Source organism: Serratia quinivorans, assembly GCF_052113645.1.
GTDB classification, from domain to species: Bacteria; Pseudomonadota; Gammaproteobacteria; order Enterobacterales; family Enterobacteriaceae; genus Serratia; species Serratia quinivorans_B.
Genome location: NZ_JBIEIU010000001.1, coordinates 584,303 through 607,074, shown reverse-complemented (window position 1 = coordinate 607,074; position 22,772 = coordinate 584,303). Strand labels below are relative to the sequence as shown.

The 22,772-nt window shown below is 57.5% G+C and carries 25 protein-coding genes; 18 read left to right on the top strand and 7 right to left on the bottom strand.

Annotated elements, in window-relative coordinates; genetic code table 11:
• The 4 genes from cheZ to ACGS9J_RS02755 all read left to right on the top strand — a co-directional run bounded on the left by cheZ (position 1) and on the right by ACGS9J_RS02755 (position 4,444).
• On the top strand, positions 1–645 hold the full coding sequence (gene cheZ, locus ACGS9J_RS02770; protein WP_442229548.1) for a protein phosphatase CheZ: 645 nt from the start codon (positions 1–3) through the stop codon (positions 643–645).
• Positions 646–817: 172 nt separating this feature from the next.
• A complete protein-coding gene (gene flhB / locus ACGS9J_RS02765; RefSeq protein WP_442229547.1) occupies positions 818–1,969 on the top strand; it encodes a flagellar biosynthesis protein FlhB in 1,152 nt (383 codons plus the stop codon).
• A complete protein-coding gene (gene flhA, locus ACGS9J_RS02760; protein ID WP_442229546.1) occupies positions 1,962–4,040 on the top strand; it encodes a flagellar biosynthesis protein FlhA in 2,079 nt (692 codons plus the stop codon). Before flhB ends, flhA begins: the two co-directional genes overlap by 8 nt.
• Positions 4,040–4,444, top strand: a complete 405-nt coding sequence (locus ACGS9J_RS02755; RefSeq protein ID WP_442229545.1) for a flagellar protein FlhE — start codon at positions 4,040–4,042, stop codon at positions 4,442–4,444. Before flhA ends, ACGS9J_RS02755 begins: the two co-directional genes overlap by 1 nt.
• Positions 4,445–4,562: 118 nt before the next feature.
• On the opposite strand, the gene ACGS9J_RS02750 is transcribed toward ACGS9J_RS02755, so the two are convergent.
• Positions 4,563–5,468, bottom strand: a complete 906-nt coding sequence (locus ACGS9J_RS02750; RefSeq protein ID WP_442229544.1) for a LysR family transcriptional regulator — start codon at positions 5,466–5,468, stop codon at positions 4,563–4,565.
• A 168-nt stretch (positions 5,469–5,636) separates the two neighbouring features.
• Between ACGS9J_RS02750 and ACGS9J_RS02745 the strand changes: the two genes are divergently transcribed.
• The 3 genes from ACGS9J_RS02745 (at position 5,637) to umuC (ending at position 7,917) form a co-directional block, all read left to right on the top strand.
• On the top strand, positions 5,637–5,933 hold the full coding sequence (locus tag ACGS9J_RS02745) for a DUF1330 domain-containing protein (protein ID WP_442229543.1): 297 nt from the start codon (positions 5,637–5,639) through the stop codon (positions 5,931–5,933).
• A gap of 303 nt (positions 5,934–6,236) precedes the next feature.
• Positions 6,237–6,671 carry a translesion error-prone DNA polymerase V autoproteolytic subunit gene (gene umuD / locus ACGS9J_RS02740; RefSeq protein ID WP_442229542.1) on the top strand — a complete coding sequence of 145 codons (435 nt, stop codon included), beginning with the start codon at positions 6,237–6,239 and terminating at the stop codon, positions 6,669–6,671.
• Positions 6,655–7,917, top strand: a complete 1,263-nt coding sequence (gene umuC, locus ACGS9J_RS02735; protein WP_442229541.1) for a translesion error-prone DNA polymerase V subunit UmuC — start codon at positions 6,655–6,657, stop codon at positions 7,915–7,917. Before umuD ends, umuC begins: the two co-directional genes overlap by 17 nt.
• Positions 7,918–8,000: 83 nt before the next feature.
• On the opposite strand, the gene ACGS9J_RS02730 is transcribed toward umuC, so the two are convergent.
• From ACGS9J_RS02730 to flgA, 5 genes are all read right to left on the bottom strand, one after another.
• On the bottom strand, positions 8,001–8,303 hold the full coding sequence (locus ACGS9J_RS02730; protein ID WP_442229540.1) for a helix-turn-helix domain-containing protein: 303 nt from the start codon (positions 8,301–8,303) through the stop codon (positions 8,001–8,003).
• A complete protein-coding gene (locus ACGS9J_RS02725; RefSeq protein ID WP_442229539.1) occupies positions 8,284–8,670 on the bottom strand; it encodes a type II toxin-antitoxin system RelE/ParE family toxin in 387 nt (128 codons plus the stop codon). Before ACGS9J_RS02725 ends, ACGS9J_RS02730 begins: the two co-directional genes overlap by 20 nt.
• A 232-nt stretch (positions 8,671–8,902) precedes the next feature.
• Positions 8,903–9,337 carry a flagella synthesis protein FlgN gene (locus ACGS9J_RS02720; RefSeq protein WP_442229538.1) on the bottom strand — a complete coding sequence of 145 codons (435 nt, stop codon included), beginning with the start codon at positions 9,335–9,337 and terminating at the stop codon, positions 8,903–8,905.
• Between the two features lie 47 nt (positions 9,338–9,384).
• Positions 9,385–9,711, bottom strand: a complete 327-nt coding sequence (gene flgM, locus ACGS9J_RS02715) for a flagellar biosynthesis anti-sigma factor FlgM (RefSeq protein WP_442229537.1) — start codon at positions 9,709–9,711, stop codon at positions 9,385–9,387.
• 121 nt (positions 9,712–9,832) lie between these two features.
• A complete protein-coding gene (flgA, locus tag ACGS9J_RS02710) occupies positions 9,833–10,486 on the bottom strand; it encodes a flagellar basal body P-ring formation chaperone FlgA (RefSeq protein ID WP_442229536.1) in 654 nt (217 codons plus the stop codon).
• 160 nt (positions 10,487–10,646) lie between these two features.
• On the opposite strand from flgA, the gene flgB reads away from it, so the two are divergent.
• The 11 genes from flgB to flgL all read left to right on the top strand — a co-directional run bounded on the left by flgB (position 10,647) and on the right by flgL (position 20,898).
• Complete coding sequence (gene flgB / locus ACGS9J_RS02705) at positions 10,647–11,060, top strand: flagellar basal body rod protein FlgB (protein WP_442229535.1); 414 nt, start codon at positions 10,647–10,649, stop codon at positions 11,058–11,060.
• Positions 11,061–11,065: 5 nt separating this feature from the next.
• Positions 11,066–11,470 carry a flagellar basal body rod protein FlgC gene (gene flgC, locus ACGS9J_RS02700; RefSeq protein ID WP_020827521.1) on the top strand — a complete coding sequence of 135 codons (405 nt, stop codon included), beginning with the start codon at positions 11,066–11,068 and terminating at the stop codon, positions 11,468–11,470.
• A gap of 12 nt (positions 11,471–11,482) precedes the next feature.
• On the top strand, positions 11,483–12,160 hold the full coding sequence (gene flgD, locus ACGS9J_RS02695) for a flagellar hook assembly protein FlgD (RefSeq protein WP_442229534.1): 678 nt from the start codon (positions 11,483–11,485) through the stop codon (positions 12,158–12,160).
• Positions 12,161–12,266: 106 nt separating this feature from the next.
• Positions 12,267–13,490, top strand: a complete 1,224-nt coding sequence (gene flgE, locus ACGS9J_RS02690) for a flagellar hook protein FlgE (RefSeq protein ID WP_442229533.1) — start codon at positions 12,267–12,269, stop codon at positions 13,488–13,490.
• Positions 13,491–13,502: 12 nt separating this feature from the next.
• Positions 13,503–14,258, top strand: a complete 756-nt coding sequence (locus ACGS9J_RS02685; RefSeq protein ID WP_442229532.1) for a flagellar basal body rod protein FlgF — start codon at positions 13,503–13,505, stop codon at positions 14,256–14,258.
• A gap of 18 nt (positions 14,259–14,276) precedes the next feature.
• On the top strand, positions 14,277–15,059 hold the full coding sequence (gene flgG, locus ACGS9J_RS02680) for a flagellar basal-body rod protein FlgG (RefSeq protein ID WP_442229531.1): 783 nt from the start codon (positions 14,277–14,279) through the stop codon (positions 15,057–15,059).
• 233 nt (positions 15,060–15,292) lie between these two features.
• Entirely contained in the window at positions 15,293–15,991 is a 699-nt protein-coding gene (locus ACGS9J_RS02675) for a flagellar basal body L-ring protein FlgH (protein WP_442229963.1), read from the top strand.
• Positions 15,992–16,001: 10 nt separating this feature from the next.
• Complete coding sequence (locus tag ACGS9J_RS02670; protein WP_442229530.1) at positions 16,002–17,102, top strand: flagellar basal body P-ring protein FlgI; 1,101 nt, start codon at positions 16,002–16,004, stop codon at positions 17,100–17,102.
• Complete coding sequence (gene flgJ, locus ACGS9J_RS02665) at positions 17,102–18,043, top strand: flagellar assembly peptidoglycan hydrolase FlgJ (protein WP_442229529.1); 942 nt, start codon at positions 17,102–17,104, stop codon at positions 18,041–18,043. The genes ACGS9J_RS02670 and flgJ overlap by 1 nt, the downstream gene beginning before the upstream one ends.
• Positions 18,044–18,233: 190 nt before the next feature.
• Positions 18,234–19,880 carry a flagellar hook-associated protein FlgK gene (gene flgK, locus ACGS9J_RS02660; RefSeq protein ID WP_442229528.1) on the top strand — a complete coding sequence of 549 codons (1,647 nt, stop codon included), beginning with the start codon at positions 18,234–18,236 and terminating at the stop codon, positions 19,878–19,880.
• Between the two features lie 58 nt (positions 19,881–19,938).
• Positions 19,939–20,898 (top strand): flagellar hook-associated protein FlgL, encoded by a 960-nt coding sequence (flgL, locus tag ACGS9J_RS02655; protein WP_442229527.1) that lies wholly within the window; start codon positions 19,939–19,941, stop codon positions 20,896–20,898.
• A gap of 340 nt (positions 20,899–21,238) precedes the next feature.
• On the opposite strand, the gene ACGS9J_RS02650 is transcribed toward flgL, so the two are convergent.
• Positions 21,239–22,687: a DUF1996 domain-containing protein gene (locus tag ACGS9J_RS02650; RefSeq protein ID WP_442229526.1), complete on the bottom strand. Its 1,449-nt coding sequence runs from the start codon at positions 22,685–22,687 to the stop codon at positions 21,239–21,241.
• Positions 22,688–22,772: the final 85 nt, after the last annotated feature.

The window sequence follows — 22,772 nt, the reverse complement described above, 5'->3', positions numbered from 1 at the left end:
ATGAGAGACATTCCAATGCCTGCCAGCGATGCGGCAACCGCGGGGGAGATCATCTCCCGCATTGGCCAACTGACGCGGATGTTGCGCGACAGCATGCGCGAACTTGGGCTCGATCAGGCGATCGCTCAGGCGGCAGAGGCAATCCCGGATGCACGCGATCGTCTTGATTACGTGGTCACCATGACGGCGCAGGCGGCGGAACGGGCGTTGAACTGCGTGGAGGCAGCGCAACCGCGCCAGGCGCAGCTGGAATCCGAAGCCAAGGGGCTGAAAGGCCGTTGGGACGAGTGGTTCGCCAATCCGATTGAATTGGACGACGCGCGTGAACTGGTTACCGATACCCGCCAGTACCTGGATCAGGTGCCGGAACATACGTCGTTCACCAATGCCCAGCTGCTGGAAATCATGATGGCGCAGGATTTCCAGGATCTGACCGGTCAGGTAATCAAACGCATGATGGACGTGGTGCAGGAGATTGAAAAGCAGCTGCTGATGGTGTTGATGGAAAATATCCCGGAGCAACCGGCGAAAGAGAAAAAGCCGAACGACAGCCTGCTCAATGGCCCGCAGCTCGATCAGAACGGCGCCGGCGTTATCGCAAATCAGGCGCAGGTGGACGATCTTCTCGACAGCCTGGGTTTCTGATAGCTCCTGGGGCGCATCTTGTTGCGCCCCAGACAGGCAGTGCTGCTCCTGCGTCCCCAATCTTCCCCATCCCCCAAATAACCCACCTTTTCCCCCGTTGTTCCACCAATGAAATCGGCATTTTTTTGGCATGCTGACCGCAATTTTATTCCCTCCGGCACAGGAACCGCCCGTGGCTGAAGACAGCGATCTGGAAAAGAGCGAGGCCCCCACACCCCACAGGGTGGAAAAGGCGCGTGAAGATGGCCAGATCCCGCGTTCGCGCGAACTGACGTCGGTGCTGATGCTGGTGGCGGGTTTGTCGATTATCTGGATTTCCGGCGGCAACATGGCGCAGCAGTTGGCCGCCATGCTGACCCAGGGGCTGAATTTCGATCACGGCATGGTCAGCAACGACAAACAGATGCTGCGCCAATTGGCGATGCTGCTACGTCAGGCGGTGTGGGCGCTGCTGCCGATCATGGCAGGGTTGGTGTTGGTCGCTCTCACCGCGCCGATGCTGCTCGGCGGCCTGCTGCTAAGCAGTAAATCGCTCAAGTTTGATCTCAAGCGCATGAATCCGCTGTCCGGCCTGAAACGGATATTTTCCAGCCAGGTGCTGGCGGAGTTGTTGAAGGGCATCCTGAAGGCGACGCTGGTGGGGTGGATCACCGGTTTATACCTGTGGCACAACTGGGCGGCGATGCTGCATTTAGTGACGCAACAACCGCTCGATGCCCTCGGTAATGCGCTGCGAATGATCATCTTTTGTGGCCTGCTGGTGGTGCTCGGGTTGACGCCGATGGTGGCGTTTGACGTGTTTTACCAACTGTGGAGCCACTTCAAAAAGCTGAAGATGACCAAGCAGGACATCCGCGACGAGTTCAAGGAACAGGAGGGCGATCCGCACGTTAAAGGGCGCATCCGACAGCAACAGCGCGCGGTCGCCCGACGGCGGATGATGGCCGACGTCCCCAAGGCCGACGTCATTGTGACCAACCCGACGCATTACGCCGTCGCGCTGCAGTACAACGATAAAAACATGAGTGCGCCGAAGGTACTGGCCAAGGGCGCCGGTGAAATTGCGCTGCGCATTCGTGAACTGGGAACAGAACACCGTATCCCGATGCTCGAGGCTCCCCCGCTGGCACGTGCCCTGTATCGACACAGCGAGATTGGGCAACACATTCCCGCCACCCTGTATGCCGCCGTGGCCGAAGTGCTGGCCTGGGTTTATCAGCTGCGTCGCTGGCGGCGCGAAGGGGGGCTGATCCCGAAAAAACCTGAACGTTTACCGGTGCCGGAAGCACTGGATTTTGCTGGAGAAAGTAATACAAATGGCTAATTTGGCCGCCTTGCTTCGTTTGCCGGGCAGTTTTAAAGATACGCAGTGGCAGGTGCTGGCCGGCCCGATACTGATCCTGATGATCCTGTCGATGATGGTGCTGCCGTTGCCGGCATTCATCCTCGATCTGTTGTTCACCTTCAATATTGCCTTGTCGATCATGGTGTTGCTGGTTGCGATGTTTACCCAGCGCACGCTGGAATTTGCCGCATTCCCCACCATTTTGCTGTTCTCGACCTTGCTGCGCCTGTCGCTCAACGTCGCTTCGACGCGCATCATTTTGATGGAAGGGCATACCGGTTCCGCTGCGGCAGGCCGCGTGGTGGAAGCCTTCGGCCACTTCCTGGTCGGCGGTAACTTCGCCATCGGCATCGTGGTGTTTATCATTTTGGTGCTGATCAACTTTATGGTGATCACCAAAGGTGCCGGGCGTATCGCCGAAGTGGGGGCGCGCTTTGTGCTGGATGGCATGCCGGGCAAGCAGATGGCGATCGATGCCGATCTCAACGCCGGTCTGATCGCTGAAGAAGAGGCGAAAAAACGCCGCTCCGAGGTCACGCAGGAAGCGGATTTCTACGGTTCGATGGACGGCGCCAGCAAATTCGTGCGTGGCGATGCGGTCGCCGGCCTGATGATCATGATACTGAACGTGGTCGGTGGCCTGCTGGTCGGCGTGCTTCAGCATGGAATGGAACTGGGGACGGCGGCGGAAACCTATACCTTGCTGACCATCGGTGACGGCCTGGTGGCGCAGATCCCGGCGCTGGTCATTTCGACCGCTGCCGGCGTTATCGTGACCCGCGTGGCGACCGATCAGGACGTTGGCGAGCAGATGGTTGGCCAACTGTTCAACAACCCGCGCGTGATGTTGCTTAGCGCCGCCGTGCTCGGCCTGCTTGGGTTGGTGCCGGGGATGCCGAACCTGGTGTTTCTGCTGTTCACCGCGGGCCTGTTAGGCTTGGCCTGGTGGTTGCGCGGGCGCGACCAACAAGCGCCCAAAGAGCAAGAAGCACCGGTCACGCAAGATAACCCCCAGGCGGTGGAAGCCAGCTGGTCTGACGTACAGCTGGAAGATCCTTTGGGTATGGAGGTTGGCTACCGGCTGATCCCCATGGTGGATTTCCAGCAGAACGGCGAGCTGTTAGGCCGTATCCGCGGCATTCGTAAAAAATTCGCGCAGGAGATGGGGTATCTGCCGCCGGTAGTGCATATTCGCGACAACCTTGAGTTGCCGCCGGCCAGTTACCGCATCCTGATGAAGGGCGTAGAAATCGGCAGCGGCGAAGCGCAACCGGGCCGTTGGCTGGCAATCAACCCTGGCAATGCCGTGGGCGAGTTGGCGGGGGATAAAACCACCGATCCGGCCTTTGGGCTGGAAGCGGTATGGATTGACAGTGCGCTGCGCGAGCAGGCGCAGATCCAGGGTTTTACCGTGGTAGAGGCCAGCACGGTGGTGGCGACGCACCTCAATCATTTGATTGGCCAGTTTGCCAGCGAGCTGTTTGGCCGACAGGAAACCCAGCAATTGCTGGATCGCGTCGCACAGGATATGCCGAAGCTGACCGAAGATTTCGTGCCGGGCGTGGTGAGCCTGACCACGCTGCACAAGGTGTTGCAGAACCTGCTGGCGGAACGGGTTTCAATCCGCGATATGCGCACCATTATTGAAACGCTGGCGGAACATTCACCGGCACAAACTGACCCTTATGAGCTGACCACCGTAGTGCGGGTTGCGCTGGGGCGGGCGATCACCCAGCAATGGTTCCCGGGCAACGGGGAAATTCAGGTGATTGGTCTGGATACCCAGCTTGAGCGTCTGCTATTGCAAGCCCTGCAGGGCGGCGGCGGTTTGGAACCGGGGTTGGCGGATCGCTTGTTGGATCAGGCCAAACAGGCGTTGCAGCGGCAGGAAATGCTCAGCGCGCCGCCGGTACTGTTGGTGAATCACGCGTTGCGGGCTTTGCTGGCACGCTTCCTGCGCCGTAGCCTGCCGCAGATCGTGGTGTTGTCTAACCTGGAAATTAATGACGACCGTCAGATCCGCATGACCTCCACCATTGGGGCCGCATAATGAAGCGCTGTCTGGCGTTAATGTGCCTGTTAGCGCCGCTGAGCGTGCAGGCCGCATCCGGTTCCTGGGTGGCCGACAGCGTCGGCGCCACGCTGGAATACGGCGGGGAGCGGGGCGAATCGTCGGGGTTACGTGCGCCCAATACCTTGCCCGACCCCAATGCGCGCATCACCAGCGTAAGCTGGCATTACCGTCTGCTGGCCGCCGAGCCGGCGGGCATGCAAGTTCAACTTTGCACCCTGACCCGCTGTATCGTGCTGGGCGGCGGCAGTGGCAGCAGCACCGGGCTGAAGGGGGAACCGGCGAATGCCGAGCTGCGTTTTGTTTATTACGTACAGGCGCGCGGCAGCCTGAATCCGCCGCTGCGCGTTATTAGCAACCAGGTGATCGTGAATTACGAGTAAAACTAAAACGGCCCAAGAGAGAATCCTCAGGCCAGGCGTTCACGCTGCAGAGGTGACGATAAAACCGCCTGGAAGGGGGAGAAAGCTAAAGATGCAAGGAACCCCACCCGCCAACCGGTCAATCAAAGTAAGGCTTCAGAACACCGTCAATCCAGTTCATAAAGGCGCGAACACTGTCCGACAGGTTGCGTCGATGAGCCACGACAAATGACGCGGGGAGGGGCTCCGGCCGCAGATGTGGGAGTATCTCGACTAACGAGCCGCGCTCAATATGGGATGCCAGCGCGGTATATCCAGCCTGGATCAACCCAATACCCGCAAGCCCGGCAGCATGATAAGCCTGCACACTGTTAAATTTCATCGTACCTGGCAACGGGAGTGAAGCATAACCGTCAGCGACGGGATATTCCCAGCCAGCAAGCCGGGTTCCAAATGCTCGCGTGTAGTGAACCATTCTATGTCCCTGCCTGTGCAGGTCATCGAGGGTATGGGGGGTGCCGAAGCGCGCCAGATAGTCCGGACTGGCCGCATTTATCATGCGTATATGACCCAGAGAACGGGCGATCAGGTTTTCGTCGACGATCGGCCCCAGACGGATCACGCAATCGAATCCTTCCTGTACGAGATCAACACGGCGGTCGGTACTGGAAATTTCCAGCTCCAGTTCTGGATGTAACTCCATGAGTGTGGGAAGCGCAGGCACCACAACATGTTGCGCTAGCTCGGTTGGCATATCCACGCGCAACTTACCTCGCAAGGGGGCGCCGTTTCCCGCAAACAGAGACTGTAATTCTGCCGCTTCAGCCAGTAAATCGCATGCGCGGGAATAAAAATCACGGCCATCTTCAGTCAGCTGCACGCAGCGGGTTGTCCGATGCAACAGCGCAACCCCGAGCATCCGCTCAAGATCTCGCACCACCATAGAGGCACGCCCTTTCTGAATACCCAGGCTTTCGGCCGCCCGCGAAAAGCTCGACATTTCAGCGATACGGGCAAAGATCATCAGCGCATCGAGATTGATCATTGTTTACCTTTTGAATGACAGTGCGTTCAGTTTTACATGGTTTATACCTCATACCACACCTAATAGACTAGCTTCACACGTCGTCCGTAAAGGGCGATATCACCGGAGGCAGCCCTATATGCGGCATTCATACTGCGTTGGATTGCCTCAAGACAGAGAGAGACAGAAATGCAAAAAGGTTATTTAATCGCACACGTCAGCATATCCGATGCCGATGCTTACGCCGCCTATGCAGCAGCTGCTGGTGATGCAATGAAAAAATTCAACCCCAGGATCGTTGCGTGGTCTGGTCAGTATGAGAATCTTGAAGGCGAGGTCCATGAACGGCATGTGATTTTTGAGTTTGCTTCTTTCGCCGAGGCCAAACGTTTTTATGAAAGTCCCGAATATCAGGCGGCCAGGGCACTCAGGGTGGGGGCTGCGACCGGAACTTTTGTTCTTGTCGAAGGAACATCAGCGCCTTAACGTACACGAGATCCGCCGGAAAAAGCCGCGGCCAGGAAACGGCCGCGCAATTCGGCCATACGGGCGGATCTAACCGGCGAATGCCGAGCTGCGTTTTGTTTATTACGTACAGGCGCGCGGCAGCCTGAACCCGCCGTTGCGAACGGCCGGGTTTTCCCCAAAGCCTGTTTAGCGACGGAGCAGGCAAGCCAATTTAAATTACCTGACGCTTCAACTGCTTTCAGGAATTTTATTATACGCCGCTTGATCGTTGCTGCCGAACATGGATACTGTATATAAATACAGTTATCCGGATCCGCCATTATGCAGTTCATTCACCCCAGTCAGTTCACTACCGGTTTGTTAATTCCCCTCTTTATGGAGCGAGTTCCTTGTGGCTTTCCCAGTCCGGCTCAGGACTACGTCGAAGATAGCCTCGATCTGAATAAGCTGGTGGTTAAACACCCCAGTGCGACGTACTTTGTCCGGGTCAGTGGCGATTCGATGATCGGCGCTGGTATCAGTCACGGTGACTTGCTGGTGGTTGATCGTTCATTGTCCGCAACCCATGGCGATATTGTTATCGCGGCCGTTGCCGGCGAATTTACCGTGAAGGAGCTGCAAACCCATCCGCGCATTCAGCTAATCCCGCATAATCCGGATTATTCCCCGATCGTTTTCCAGTCAGAAGAAGAACTGGAAATCTTTGGCGTCGTGACATTTACCTTGAAATCAAACAGACATGTTCGCACTTGTTGATGTCAACAGCTTCTACACTTCCTGTGAGACTGTTTTTCGGCCAGATCTCAAGGGCAAACCCATCGTTGTCGTTTCAAACAACGACGGATGCATTATTTCACTTTCGGCGGAAGCCAAAGTGCTGGGCATCAAAATGGGGGCGCCTTACTTCAAAATCAAAGATGAACTGCGGCGTCAGCAGGTCGCTGTTTTCAGTTCGAATTATTCGCTTTATGCCGATCTCAGCCATCGCGTGATGCTGACGCTCACCGAAATGGCACCTGCCGTAGAGATTTACTCCATTGACGAGGCTTTCATTGACGTGTCTGGCTTGAGTCGCTGTCTTTCGCTTCACGACTTTGGCCAGCAAATGCGCAATCGGGTGTTAAAGAATACCGGGCTGACCGTCGGCGTCGGCATCGCGTCAACCAAAACGCTGGCAAAGATCGCCAACTATGCGGCTAAAAAGTGGCGTCAAACGGGGGGCGTTGTTGAACTGTCGGATGCAGATCGCCAGCGAAAACTGCTGTCGTTGGTGCCGGTGGAGAAAGTGTGGGGGGTTGGCCGCCGCATCGGCAAGAAACTCGGTTTGATGGGGATCGAAACGGCGCTACAGCTTGCTGACAGCCCAACCTGGGTGATCCGTAAACACTTTAATGTGGTGCTCGAACGCACGGTTCGTGAACTGCGTGGCGAATCTTGTCTGGAATTTGATGAGTTTGCGCCGACCAAACAGCAGATCATCTGCAGCCGCTCATTTGGCCACCGCATCACGGCTTATCAAGATATGCGCCAGGCCATTTGCACCTATGCGGAACGCGCCGCCGAAAAGCTCAGGGCAGAAAAGCAGTTCTGCTGTGTGATCAGCGTCTTTATGCGCACCAGCCCGCATGCCGAAAATGAAATATTCTACGGCCCCCAGGCTAGCGGGCGTTTGGCGATCCCTTCCAACGATACGCGTGACATTATTCGCGTGGCTATCAGCGCGCTTGACCGCATCTGGAAAGCCGATTTTCGCTATATGAAAGCCGGCGTGATGCTGAGTGATTTTTTTAGTCAGGGTGTGGCACAACTCAATTTGTTTGATGAACACCAGCCCAGGCCCAACAGCAGTGCGCTAATGCAGACCCTCGATCGACTTAATCAGTCCGGTCGGGGTACGGTGTGGTTTGCCGGGCAGGGGATCCAAAAAAGCTGGGCGATGAAACGCGAAATGCTGTCCCCCAGTTATACGACAAGGTACTCGGACCTGCCGCTCGTCAAATAGTCTGTATCATCCCCGCGGCGGATCCAGTGCGGGGCATCAACAATCATTCGTAGCATCCATCGGGTATGCGCAGTGCGAGCAGCCTAAGTCAGGATTGCCAGACCACTGCGTTCGACCAGCGAAAGCAGTTTCATTGCGGCGGAGTTAGGCACGGCTTCGCCGCGCTCCCATTTTTGCACCGCTTTTTTACTGACATTCAGGTGCAGGGCAAACACCGGCTGACTGACGTTTTCGCGCTCGCGCAGGGCGCGGATATCGGCAGGGGCATAGTGTTTGACCGGGCGTAAACACAGCATGTCGAAGGTGCGCATAGTGACATCGTCGACAAAACCGGCGTGGTGCAGTTCTTGAACTTCCTGATGAATTTCAGCCAGGATCTTGCTCATAGGTCAGTCTCCTCAATTGCTTGTCATTAACTAACTGATAAAGCCTGAAAGGCGAGTAATCCAGATAAAGCGCAGCCAAGCGCTTTAACCCGACGAGCTCATCATTAGCAATGTTGTCCTGTTCATTTTTGGCAAATCCCCGCATGAAAAACAGGCGATCCTCATCCTGAAAGGCGATAAGGACGCGATAGCCTCCACGTTTTCCGCCACCCGCTCTGGCGACGCGTTTTTTATACACACAACTGCCTAAATTGGCATCGTACAGTTGATTTTGTATTTCACGTGCGGCCTTGATCACCGTGGCGTCGCTGATGCGTTCGTGAGCGGCAAATGCCTGAAATGTTTTGGTGAGATAAATATCGGTCATTCACTCTCCCTGTGAAACTATCCCCTTTGCGGGTATAGATCAAGTGATTTAAAAACCAGCACAGGGTGGAGGAAGGGAAGAGGAAGACGAACGGGGGAATATCAGGTTTGCGCAGTGCCAGGCAAATAAAAACTGCCGGTTGGCTATGGGAAGAGCTGTGGTGCGAGTGAACTCGCAGATTGGCGAGAGGAGAGGCACCCGGCGCGAAGGTCGCCGGGGGAAGTATCTTTGATTAAACGCCGATTTTGCGCCCCAGCAGGCTGGCGTTGCGCGACTGACCGTCCGGGCCGTAGAGCGATTTATTTTGCTTGCTCAGGATCGCCAGCGCCTGAGCGTTATGGTCGATCTGCTGATTGAGCAGCATGCCGTTATGCTGGTTTTTTTCCCGCAGCTGTTGGCTGAGCGCTTGTACCCGCTGCCAGCCGTCCGCCAGGCGCGGATGCGCGGAATAGGGCGCCTGTTGCCCCTGGGCGCTTTCCAGGTTCAGCCGCTGCTGCTCCAGATAGTTTACCGTGGCCAGCAACTGGCTCTTGGCGTCGGTAGCACGTTGCAGTGCCACACCCGGTAATTGACCTGAGCAAAGCAAATGATGTTCTTCCATCAGCACCGTATTCAGCGCATTCAGGGTTTCCAACAATTTATCAATCAGTTGCGCCAGACTTTCCATTACGAATCATCACCTATCAAAGAATTCCCCGGTCTTTAACCCGACGGTTAAGCCTCCGGCGTTTGCTTGCCGTTTGACATCCACTGGGCATCGCTTTGCGCATCTTTCAGCAGCGCATCGGCAATTTTTCCGGTATCCATTTTTAGCTCGCCGTTACGGATCGCCTGTTTGATGGCGTCCACCCGATTCATATCAATATCCTGCGTTCCCGGCTGCATCAGGCGCGCTTGCGCGTCGCTCAATTTTACCTGGGTACCGCTGACGGTGCTTTCCGCCTGAGCGGTCTTGCGCGGCTGAAGTTGATTTTCAGTCGGTGTCTCACGAGGTTGCACCGTTGGAACGGGTTGCAGCCGCTGGGTGCGATCGATACTCATGGTCGGTCTCCATCGATGCCGTCGCCCTGCAGGCAATGGCTGATATTTTTGCGGCCCTGGCGGCCAATAAAAACGTGCTTATGATTTTCTTATCGGCAGGTTTTGATAAACCTTTACCTTTTTATAACCCAATGCGGATCGTACCGTCATCACCGGCAATGCCGCTGACGATTTGTCCGGAAGCCATACGCACGCGGACGCTGTCTTCGGCGGCGGCATTGTTCATGGCTTTGCCTGAACCGCTGATGTTAAATCCGTTTCCCTGCGCGGTCACCTGCACCGCCTGACCGGCCTTGATCACCCAGGCGCGGCGCAGCATGGCGAAGGTCAGCGGCTGACCGGGACTGATATTGCGCAGGCTGACGGCTCCGAGTGCTTTGCCGGTTTCGCTTAGCGTGCGCGGCGGTAAGGTGTCGAGCCGGCCGCTTTTCAATTTGATGTCCGCCGCCGTCAGCTTGCTGCCGGCAGCGATAGCGCGAGCCGACACCAGATATTTCCCGATCACCTGAACCTGGGTCTGGATAAAACGCCGCTCCTGACCGCAGCGCGCCGAGACGCTGATATTGCCCCAACGCCGTGCATTTTGCGGCAAAGAAAGCTGCGGGAATTCGCACTGCGGCCATTGGCTGGCGGGTGTGCGCACTAGCACTTTTACCTGCACCGGGCTGCCGCTGAACTGGCTGCTGATGAAGCGATCGATTTGCGCCGCCAGATCTTCGGCCCGTGCGTTCAGGCTGCACAACAGGGCGAGCAACAGCAGCATTCTACCTTTCATCTTCGCTTCCTCAAGAGCTATCAGGGTGCGCGTAAGTGTACCCGGACTGCGCGCAGGCTAAGCAGATAAATAGCGACGCATTTTGCCCTTATTCCCGCGATAGGCTGGCGGAAGGGGCGTTTATGCTGTCGGCTCCAAATTCTAACCTCGCGGAGGGAGCATGATCGACAAACTGGACGCTGCTCTGCGCTTTGGTCAAGAGGCGCTGAACCTGCGCGCCCAGCGGCAGGAAATTTTGGCCGCCAACATCGCCAACGCAGACACCCCGGGCTATCAGGCGCGGGATATCGATTTCGCCGGCCAACTGAACAAGGTGCTGGAACAAGGGCGCGCCAGCGGCAGCGGCATAGCGCTGAACGTGACGTCATCGCGCCATATTCCGGCGCAGAACATGCAGCCGCCGCAGCTCGACTTGCTGTTCCGCGTGCCGGATCAGCCGTCTATGGACGGCAACACGGTGGACATGGATCGCGAACGCACCAACTTCGCCGATAACAGCCTGAAGTATCAGACCGACCTGACGCTGATCAACGGTCAGATCAAAGGGATGATGTCAGTGTTACAACAAGGATAAGGCGCATGTCGCTACTGAATATTTTTGATATCTCCGGCTCGGCGCTGTCTGCCCAGTCGCAACGCATGAACGTCAGCGCCAGCAACATGGCCAACGCCGACAGCGTCACCGGCCCGGACGGCCAACCTTACCGCGCCAAACAGGTGGTGTTTGAAGTCGCCGCGGCGGCCGGCCAACCCACTGGCGGCGTACGCGTAGCGCAGGTGGTTGACGACCCGGCACCGGAGCGTCTGGTTTACCAACCGGGAAACCCGCTGGCGGACGGCAAAGGCTATGTCCGCATGCCGAACGTGGATGTGGTGGGTGAAATGGTCAACACCATTTCAGCCTCGCGCAGCTATCAGGCCAACGTCGAGGTGCTCAATACCACCAAGTCGATGATGATGAAAACCCTGACGTTGGGTCAATAACCGGAGCTTGTCATGGCGATTGCCGCAACCACCAATGAATCACTGGATAACACCGTCACTGGCGCCAACACCAAAAACAACACCAGTCAGGATCTGCAGACCAATTTCCTGACGCTGTTGGTGGCGCAATTGAAGAACCAGGATCCGACCAACCCGATGCAGAACAACGAACTGACCACGCAGCTGGCGCAGATCAATACCGTTCAGGGCATCGAAAAACTCAATACCACGCTGGGGTCGATCTCCGGGCAGATCAACAGTAATCAGTCACTGCAGGCCACCGCCCTGATCGGCCACGGCGTGATGGTACCCGGCAGCAATATTCTGGCCGGCAGCAAAGACGGCAAGGTCAGCACCACACCGTTCGGTCTGGAACTGGAGCGAGCCGCCGATACGGTGACCGCCACCATCACCGACGCCACTGGCAAAGTGGTGCGCACCATTGAGCTTGGTGGTCTGACCGCCGGTGTGCATTCGTTCAGCTGGGACGGCTCGATGACGGACGGCACCACCGCGCCGGACGGGGCCTACAGCTTCACCATCAACGCCAAAGCCAACGGCGAACAGTTGGTGGCGCGCAACCTGCATTTTGGCATGGTCAACGGCGTTATCCGCAGTGCGGACGGCGCGAAGCTGGATCTGGGCCTGGCGGGCAGCGCCACGCTGGAGGATGTCCGGCAGATCCTTTAACCCAATACCCTTCCTCCTTCAGGCCAGTGCCTGAAGGCTATTGGGGCTATCCACAGATTATCAGGCGTTATCGGACGATCGCCTGACCACTAATTCGGAGAATGACATGGCCTTTTCTCAGGCAGTAAGCGGCTTAAACGCAGCAGCAACCAACCTGGACGTGATCGGTAACAACATCGCTAACTCCGCCACTTCCGGTTTTAAATCAGGCAGCGTTTCCTTTGCCGACATGTTCGCCGGCTCGCAGGTTGGCCTGGGCGTCAAGGTGGCGGGGATCACCCAGAACTTTAAAGGCGGCACCACCACCGGCACCAGCCGTGCCCTGGACGTGGCGATTTCCGGCAACGGTTTCTTCCGTTTGCAGGATCAGGACGGCGGCATTTTCTACAGCCGCAACGGCCAGTTCAAGCTGGATGAAAACCGTAACCTGACCAACATGCAGGGCCTGCAACTGACCGGCTATCCGGCCGCCGGGACGCCGCCGACCATTCAACAGGGCGCCAACCCGGTGCCGCTGAGCATTCCTGAAGGCATGATGAACGCCAAGGCGTCAACCTCCGGCACCATGGTCGCCAACCTGAAGTCCACCCATAAGGTACCGGACAACAAGACCTTCGACCCGGCCAAACAGGACTCCTATAACTACGTCAACACCATCACCGCGTATGACTCGCTGGGCAATGCGCACAACATCAACGCCTACTTTGTGAAGACCGACGAAAACAAATGGCAGGTTTATACCCAGGACGGCGCGGCCGCACCGGTAGATGCCGGCACCATGGAATTCGATACCAGCGGTAATCTGGCCAGCACCACCAGCAAGCAAGGCACCGCCGGTGAATTCAGCATGCTGATCCCGATGTCCGCCCAGGATGGCGCTCCGGCGCAGAACTTTACCCTGAGCTTCGCCAAGAGCATGCAGCAGAGCGTCAGCGCCGACTCCGTCAGCAAAGTGTCGCAGGACGGCTACGGGGCGGGTGAGTACACCAACTTCCAGATCAACAACGACGGTACGGTGGTCGGTATCTATTCCAACCAGCAGACCCAGGTGCTGGGCCAGATCGTCATGACCAACTTCTCCAACCCGGAAGGCCTGTCCTCGCAGGGCGATAACGTCTGGCAGGAAACCGGCGCCTCCGGCCAGCCTCGCATCGGTCTGGCGGGCAGCGGCGGTTTCGGCAAGCTGACCAGCGGCGCGCTGGAAGCGTCCAACGTCGATCTGAGCCAGGAGTTGGTGAACATGATCGTCGCGCAACGCAACTACCAGTCGAACGCCCAAACCATCAAAACGCAGGATTCGATTCTGCAAACGCTGGTTAGCCTGCGCTAATAGGACTGATTTATGGATCACGCGATTTATACCGCGATGGGCGCGGCGCGACAGACGCTGGAGCAGCAGTCGGTCACCGCCAATAATCTGGCTAACGCCTCGACGCCGGGCTTTCGCGCTCAGCTGTCGGCGCTGCGTGCGGTACCGGTGGACGGGCCAAGCCTGCCGACGCGAACCCTGGTCACCGCGTCCACACCGGGGGCGGACATGAGCCAGGGGGCGCTGAATTACACCGCACGCCCGCTGGACGTAGCCCTGCAGCAGGACGGTTTTCTGGCGGTCAGTCTGCCGGACGGCAGCGAAGCCTACACCCGTAACGGCAACATTCAGATCTCCTCCACCGGGCAGTTGACGGTGCAGGGTGCGCCGCTGATGGGCGACGGTGGGCCGATTGAGGTGCCGCCGTCGGCGGAGATCACTATCGCCGCCGACGGGACTATCTCGGCGCTGAACGCGGGCGATCCGCCGAATAGCATCGCGCAGATCGGCCGGTTGAAACTGGTGAAGGCCGATGCCCGCGAAGTGATGCGTGGCGATGATGGTTTGTTCCGTTTAACGCCGGAAACCCAACGGCAGCGTGGCAATCAGTTGCCGAACGATCCGCTGGTGCAGGTGATGCCGGGCGTGCTGGAAGGCAGCAACGTCAAGCCGATGGAAACCATGGTCGACATGATCGCCAACGCCCGCCGCTTTGAAATGCAGATGAAGGTCATCCACAGCGTGGATGAAAATGAACAGCGCGCCAACTCATTGTTGTCAATGAGTTAATCAGCAAGGAAATAACTCATGATCCCCTCTTTATGGATTGCCAAAACCGGTCTGGATGCGCAGCAGACCAATATGGACGTGATTGCCAACAACCTGGCCAACGTCAGCACCAACGGTTTTAAACGTCAGCGCGCGGTGTTCGAAGACCTGCTGTACCAGACCATGCGCCAACCGGGGGCGCAGTCCTCCGAGCAGACAACGCTGCCGTCCGGGTTGCAGATCGGTACCGGCGTGCGTCCGGTGGCGACCGAGCGTCTGCACAGCCAGGGCAACCTGTCGCAGACCAACAACAGCAAGGACGTCGCCATCAAGGGGCAGGGTTTTTTCCAGGTGATGATGCCGGACGGCACCCTGGCTTATACCCGCGACGGCTCGTTCCAAAGAGATCAGAACGGCCAGTTGGTGACCGCCAGCGGTTTCCAGGTGCAACCGGCGATCACCATTCCGGCCAATGCCCTGAGCATCACCGTCGGCCGCGACGGCATCGTCAGCGCCACCCTGCAGGGGCAAACCGCGGCTCAGCAGGTGGGGCAACTGACCCTGACCACCTTTATCAATGACAGCGGCCTGGAAAGCATGGGCGAGAATCTCTATCAGGAAACCGAGAGTTCCGGTGCGCCGAACGAGAGCACGCCCGGATTAAACGGTGCCGGTCTGTTGTATCAGGGCTATGTGGAAACCTCCAACGTCAACGTGGCGGAAGAACTGGTCAATATGATCCAGACCCAGCGAGCTTACGAGATCAACAGCAAAGCGGTATCGACTTCCGATCAGATGCTGCAAAAACTGACGCAACTGTAATTGACGGGCGCCGCTGCGCCCGCCAGGTAGCTAACCAACCTTAAAACAGGGTTGGAAGGTCAGGTTTGCTAACAAAAATGAAGGAAAATCAAGCTATTGATTTTCGGCTAATAACCACAAAGTGGGGAAAAACCACGCTTTTTCCCCACTTTGTCAACGCATTCACGGGCGCTGCAGCGCCCGTAACCCTATTTTGTGAAACAAAGGCGATACCCGTGGTAACCACAACTCTGATGGAAAACCCGCCGCAAGGAAAACGCTGGCTGGCGGCAATGGTGATGCTGACGCTGAGCGGCTGCGCTTACATTCCACATAAGCCCCTGGTGGACGGTGCTACCACGGCGCCGCCGGCACCGGCGGGCGCGCCCGTGCCGAACGGCGCCATTTTTCAGACGGTGCAGCCGATGAACTACGGTTATCAGCCGCTGTTTGAAGACCGCCGTCCGCGCAACGTCGGCGATACCCTGACTATCGTGCTGCAGGAGAACGTCAGCGCCAGCAAAAGCTCCTCGGCCAACGCCAGTCGCAATGGTGCCAGCAAGTTCGGCGTTGCTACCTCGCCGCGCTATCTCGATGGCCTGCTGGGCAATGCGCGCGCCGACATGGATATCTCCGGTGACAGCACCTTTGGTGGCAAGGGCGGGGCCAACGCCAACAATACCTTCAGCGGTACCATTACCGTCACGGTCAATCAGGTGTTGGTGAACGGCAACCTGCACGTGGTGGGGGAAAAACAGATCGCCATCAATCAGGGCACCGAATTCATCCGTTTCTCCGGGGTGGTCAACCCGCGCACCATCAGCGGCAGCAACTCGGTCACCTCCACTCAGGTGGCGGACGCGCGCATTGAATATGTCGGCAACGGCTATATCAACGAAGCGCAGACCATGGGTTGGTTGCAACGCTTCTTCTTAAATGTCTCACCGTTCTAAGGATTGACCGATGCTGAAAAAATTACTGCTTACGCTGCTCATTGGGCTGGTTGGTTTTCCGGTCGCGGCGGAACGCATTCGCGATCTGGTCACGGTGCAGGGGGTGCGCGACAACGCGTTGATCGGTTACGGCCTGGTGGTGGGGCTGGACGGTTCCGGCGACCAGACCATGCAGACCCCGTTTACCACCCAGAGCCTGAGCAACATGCTTTCGCAACTGGGGATTACCGTGCCGCCGGGCACCAATATGCAGCTGAAAAACGTGGCAGCGGTCATGGTTACCGCCAAGCTGCCGCCGTTTTCGCGCACCGGGCAGAACATTGATGTGGTGGTGTCTTCGATGGGCAACGCCAAGAGCCTGCGTGGCGGCACCCTGCTGATGACGCCGCTGAAAGGGGTGGATAACCAGGTTTACGCGCTGGCGCAAGGCAACGTGCTGGTGGGCGGTGCCGGTGCATCGGCCGGTGGCAGCAGCGTGCAGGTCAACCAACTGGCCGGTGGCCGCATCAGCAACGGTGCCACCATTGAGCGCGAATTACCGACCACCTTCGGCACCGGTGGGGTGATCAACCTGCAGTTGAACGACGAAGACTTCACGCTGGCACAGCAAATCAGCGACGCCATTAACCGCCAGCGCGGCGGCGGCACGGCTTCACCGCTGGACGCCCGCACGATCCAGGTGCTGGTGCCGCAGGGCAACAGTTCGCAGGTGCGCTTCCTGGCGGAGATCCAGAACATTAATGTCAGCGTCGGGGCGATTGACGCCAAGGTCATCATCAACTCACGTACCGGTTCGGTGGTGATGAACCGCGACGTGATCCTGGATTCCTGCGCGGTGGCGCAAGGCAATCTTTCGGTGGTGGTCGATCGGCAAAATACCGTCAGCCAGCCGAATACGCCATTTGGCGGCGGGCAGACCGTCGTGACGCCGAATACCCAAATTTCGGTGCAGCAGCAGGGCGGGTCGCTGCAGAAGGTCAACGCCAGCGCCAATTTGAATAATGTGATCCGCGCGCTTAACGCGTTGGGCGCCACGCCGATCGATCTGATGTCTATCCTGCAGGCGATGCAAAGCGCCGGCTGCCTGCGTGCCAAGCTGGAAATTATCTGATGGCCGGAGATCTAATGGCAATGTCGGGCGCCGCCTATGATGCGCAGGCGCTGAATGGACTCAAGCGCGACGCGGCAACCGATCCGCAGGGCAACCTGAAACAGGTGGCGCAGCAGGTTGAGGGCATGTTCGTGCAGATGATGTTGAAAAGCATGCGTGCCGCGCTGCCGAAGGACGGGATATTGAGCAGCGATCAGTCGCGGCTCTACACCTCGATGTACGATCAGCAGATTGCTCAGCAGATGTCGCAAAAAGGCCTGGGGCTGGCCGACATGATGGTGAAGCAGATGAGCAACGCCAACGCCGTGCCGAGTGAGACGGCGGGCATGTCGCCGATGGTGCTGGACGATGAGGTGTTGCAGACCTTGCCGAATCAGGCGCTGGAACAGATGGTCCGTCGTGCGGTGCCGAAGGCGCCGGCTGCACCTTCGATGTCGCTCAATAACGGCAACTTTGTGGCCCGGCTGTCTACGCCGGCCCGCGTCGCCAGCCAGCAGAGCGGCATACCGCATCAGCTGATTGTGGCGCAGGCCGCGCTGGAATCCGGCTGGGGTCAGCGTGAGATCCCGACCGCCGACGGTTCGCCGAGCTACAACCTGTTTGGCATCAAGGCCGGCGGCAGCTGGGATGGACCGGTGACGGAAATCACCACCACTGAGTTTGAGCAGGGGGCGGCGAAGAAGATCAAGGCGCGGTTCCGGGTTTACGGCTCTTACGTCGAGGCGATGGCCGACTACGTCAAGCTGTTGACCCATAACCCACGCTACGCCGGGGTAGCCAACGCCCGCAGTCCGGAGCAGGCGGCGCACGCGCTGCAGCAAGCCGGTTATGCCACCGATCCGCAATACGCCAGCAAGTTGGTCAGCGTGATACAGCAGATGAAAAACGCCGGCGAGCAGGTGGTGAAGGCCTATACCCACGACCTGAAGGATCTTTTTTAGCCACTGGGCGCAGCATGCAGCGCCCCTACGCAATAGGCCGTATTTAAATGTAGGGGGTCAGCATGCTGGACCCGGATTTTTCCCTCAAGTTTCCCCCGTTTTTGCCGATAACCGAGACAGGCTGAGTGAACCGTCTCAGCAGATTAATTGACTCCTGTGGGCCACCGGCACCGCAGCAAAAGGAACTTTTATGTCCAATAGCTTAATCAATACCGCGATGAGCGGGCTGAATGCGGCTCAGGTGGCGCTCAGCACCGTCAGTAACAACATCTCCAATTACAACGTGGCGGGCTATAACCGACAGACTGCCATCCTGGCGCAGAATGGCGGCATGAGTACCATGAACGGCTTCATTGGCAACGGCGTCACCGTGACCAGCGTCAACCGTGAATACAATCAGTTCATCACCAATCAGTTGCGCGGCGCACAGAGCCAGGCCGGGGCGCAGAACGCCTACTTCGAGAAAATCTCGCAGATCGATAACCTGCTGGCGAGCAAAACCAATACCTTGTCGACCAACATGCAGGATTTCTTCAGCAACCTGGAGAATCTGGTCAGCAACGCCGGCGACGACGCCGCTCGCCAAACGGTGCTGGGCAAGGCCAATGGCCTGGTCAATCAGTTCAACAACACCGACAAATACCTGCGCGATATGGACAGCGGCGTTAATCAACAGCTCAGCGACAGCGCTAACCAGATCAACAGCTACAGCCAGCAGATCGCCAAACTGAACGATGAAATTACCCGTCTGCGCGGCAGCGGCGGTGAACCGAATGCCTTGCTCGATCAGCGCGACCAGTTGGTGACCGAGCTAAACCAGGTGGTGGGCGTGCAGGTCACTCAGCAAGACGGCGACGCTTACACGGTGTCTTTCGCCAACGGCCTGACGCTGGTGCAGGGCAACAGCGCCTACCAGGTTGAAGCGGTGCCTTCCAGTGGCGATCCTGCTCGTCTGACCCTCGGTTATAACCGCGGCAATGGCGTCAGCGAAGTGCCGGAAGGCCAAATCACCAGCGGCAGCGTCAGCGGTGTGCTGAAATTTCGCAGCGAATCGCTGGATGTTGCACGCAATCAACTGGGGCAATTGGCGCTGGCGATGGCGGACAGCTTTAATCAGCAGCACCGCGCCGGGTTCGATCTCAACGGCGACGCCGGTACCGATTTCTTCAGCTTCGGCGGTGGCCGCGTGGTGGATAACAGCCGCAATAGCGGCGATGCGTCATTGTCGGTGTCTTACACCGATACCAGCAAGGTCAAGGCCAACGATTACCGGGTGGAATTCGACGGCAGCAACTGGCAGGTGAGCCGCCTGCCGGACAACGTGAAGGTTAACGCCACGGCGGGCGTCGATGCCGCCGGCAAACCGACGCTGAGCTTCGACGGCCTGAAGGTCGGCATCGACGGTAACGCGCAAAAGAATGACAGCTTCACCGTGAAGCCGGTCAGCGACGTCGCTGGTAGCCTGAAAGTCGCCATTACCGACACGGTAAACATCGCCGCCGCCGGTAAAGACGACAGCGGTCGCGGCGATAACGAAAACGCCAAAAAGCTGCTCGACCTGCAGACTAAAAAATTGGTCGACGGCAAAGCCACCTTCAGCGGCGCTTACGCCAGCATGGTCAGCAGCGTCGGTAACCAGACGGCATCGGCCAAGGTTGCGGCGACGTCGCAGGCCAATATCGTCACGCAACTGACCAACCAGCAACAGTCGGTCTCCGGCGTCAACCTGGATGAAGAGTACGGTGAGTTGCTGCGTTTTCAGCAATATTACATGGCCAATGCGCAGGTGATTCAAACCGCCAGCTCAATGTTCGATGCGCTGCTGAACATCCGTTGATTTCCACTTTAACCGGAGCCCTGGCGGTTCCGGTCGCTGATTTTGAGGAACCCGCACCATGCGCATGAGCACCAGCATGATGTACCAACAGAACATGTCCGGCATTACCGGCAACCAGTCGCTGTTTATGAAGGCGGCGGAACAGCTTTCCACCGGTAAAAAAGTCAGCAATCCGTCCGACGATCCCCTGGCGGCATCACAGGCGGTAATGCTGGCTCAATCGCAGTCGGAAAATAGCCAATATGCTCTGGCGCGGACCTTCGCCCGCCAAAGCGTATCGATGGAAGAGACGGTGCTGTCCGGAGTCACCAGCACCATTTCCGACATGAAAGCACTGATCGTCAGCGCCGGCGGCACCAAAAGCGACGACGACCGTGATTCGCTGGCGACCCAGCTGCAGGGCCTGAAAGATCAGCTGCTCAACCAGGCCAACAGCACTGACGGTAACGGGCGCTATATGTTTGGCGGCTTTGTGAATGACAAGCCACCGTTCGAAGATAACGGCGGCTCGGTCAGTTATGTCGGTGGCAACACGCCGGTCGAGCAGAAAGTGGATGCCAACCGTACCATGACCATTGGTCACACCGGCGATAAGATCTTCATGGCGTTGACCAGCAACCCGAAGCCGGAGCCGGATGGCAGCGCGCCGGTATCCAACGTGTTCGAAAGCATTGATATTGCACTTAAGGCGTTGAAAACCCCGCAGAAGGATGCGGATGACGCCACCAAGCTACAGGTAAACGATGCGCTGGCCAAGGCCAACCGCGGCCTGGACAACTCCTATAACAAAGTGCTCAGTGTGCGCGCCGAACTGGGTAGCCAACTGCAGGAAATGGATACGCTGGATAATATCGGCAAGGATCGCGACATGATCAACCAAACGCAAATGAGCGCCTTGGTGGATGCCGATCTGGCCGAGTCGATTTCCAGCTATTTCATGCAACAGGCGGCATTGCAGGCATCGTACAAAACCTTCGGCGATATGCAGGGGATGTCGCTGTTCCAAATGAACCGCTAATCCCCTTGGTTGTACGGGGCAGATAGATTCACCCCGGTATGGTTGATGCGGGCGCAGCATGCAGCGCCCCTACGCTGGCTGGGATGGGGGCGCGGGAGCATGGCGGCAACTCGAAATCCCCAGGACAGGGTAATAGGTCATTCTTGGCCTGCCGTGAAGTTGAAGTCATGGCGGGCAATCGCTTTGGGTGTGCTTAGAGGACGTTATCGCTGCAGGGCGGCGGTAGGGAATTCTTGAAACCGGGCGCACTGGTTTGGCACGTCACGCTTTCCCCACAGGTTTGGCGTGACGTGCCTTTTTTTTACGTCAGGAACCGGTTATCTAAACCGGTTCAATGGCCTTACTTGTGTGGCGCGGGGCTTTCCTGTTCGGCCACCGGATCGAAATTGAAGCGTAGGACCGGCCCGCGCTTACCTTCTTTGCTGCTGAATTCTGCGTCTGCTGCCGTGGTGCCCATCAGGCAAAAAGCGATCTCGCGCTTCCCGGCCTGCATGGCTTGCTGCACGCTTTGGGTGACATCGAAGCTTTTCATCACCGTGCCTTTCCACATTTGGGCATGACCCAGCGCCGGTGTCGTTGGGCATCGGGTGATGGCAGGCTGCCGGGTGTTTTCATCCCAATCGGTGTCCGGCAGGGCATATAAGCGGACCTGCCCGGTTTCGCCGCTGACCTGACGGCCATAAAGGCGCAGGTCAGCCTTGGTCATATTATGGCTATACAGGCGCTCCGGCAGGGTGAATTTCATCAAGCCGATGTTATTTTCACCGCCGATTTTGATGACCGGCCCAGCAAAATGTTTTTGCTGCTCTTTTGCCGCTATCCAGCCATCGGCGCTGCTGCGTTCGAAATCACCGGGAATGTCTTTATCACAGGCCACTTTGCGGTTAAGACACTCTTCAACGCTATAGCGAGTGGTACGGGGGTTCCAGGCGGCGAAGAAATCCGCATGCGCGCTGTAAAGGTCGCCCCACACTGGGGTGATGACGCCGTTCTCATCGATACTTGGGTTCATGGACAGCTTGGCACCCTTCAGGTTGCCGTCATCATTCATCGGGTAGTGGATCCGCATGTTCAACTGCGGGATCTTCACCGGAAACGCCACGGGACATACGCCTTTTTCACTGAAGGCGGCGTTGCGTTTCTGCGGGTTGGCGGAGGTTGTCAGGCTTTTACCGTCCCAGCAATCGGGGAAGCTTAAGGAAATATTGAACTCGGCCCCCTCGTCGAACCCCGGGATCTGCGGGCAGCTGTCCGGTGGCTGGTTTGAATGTTCACCGCCTTCCAGCGATGTTCGGCAATAGAACCAAACATGCGGATCGTATTGCCCCACCGCGCGATGGTGGTTGCCGGCCAACAACTGCAGCCCTGGCGGGATGGGGGCTGCCGCCTGTTTTTCCGGGTTGTCGTTGCGGTAGTAAACTTTGATATAGGTGGGTTTGACGAGGGTGCCATTAGCGCGCATCAGCTCGGGCGCCCAGTACGATGAACTGTCATAGGGCGAGGTACAAGTGGTTCTCGGCGTGTTCTGTAGCGATTCGGTGGTGCTCATGGCGTCTGCACCGGTATTACCGAAGAAGTCATGCATCATCGAGTGACCGGGACGGCCGGGCATGACAATGGCATCATCGGCTAGCGTATGGGAATAATCACACACTACGTTAAAAATACCGGTATCGTAATCGGCGATAACCTCCACCGGAGTAAATTCCGGCACTAATGATGATGCACTAACAATAAACGGAATGAATAATGATGAGGCGAGAGGGTAGGCTAATTTATTCCTTAACATAACTGCTCCTTTGTTAGAACGAAGATTGAAATGTGATAACTTGTGGTGAATATAAATGTCGGCATTAATCTCGAAAAAATATTAT